This window comes from Variovorax sp. F042 (assembly GCF_057814215.1).
In genome coordinates, this window is record NZ_JBVASX010000043.1 from 1 (window position 1) to 377 (window position 377).

General features: G+C 68.2%; 1 protein-coding gene. It reads right to left on the reverse strand.

The window, feature by feature from the left end:
• The coding region (locus tag ACZYSP_RS35310) for a class I SAM-dependent methyltransferase (protein ID WP_489019201.1) at positions 1 to 377 on the reverse strand (377 nt) is incomplete at both ends.

Below are 377 nucleotides of genomic sequence, written 5' to 3' on the forward strand. Positions count from 1 at the left end.
CCAGCGCGCCGTGTACTTCCTGCGTGGGAAGCCTGCGCTGTGCGAAATCGGGCCGCCAGTCGCAGGCCACGAGGGTGCCGTCGGCCTCCAGAGTGTCTTGGCAGCAGGCGGCCAGCAGGTGCATGTCATTGCGGTCGAGGAAGTAGCCCACTTCGCTCAGCACGATGAGGTCGAAGCGGCCGGCCTCGCGGGGCCAGTCGGCGGGCAGCACATGGTGCGCGACATGCACGTTGGCGAGCCCGCCGGTGCGCTTGCGCGCAATGTCCACGGCATGCGCCGAGAAGTCACTTGCCAGCAGATGGTCGCAGCGTTGTGAAAGGGCGAGCGTGAGTTCGCCGATGCCGCAGCCGGGCTCGTAGCCGCTTCGGTAGCGCTCC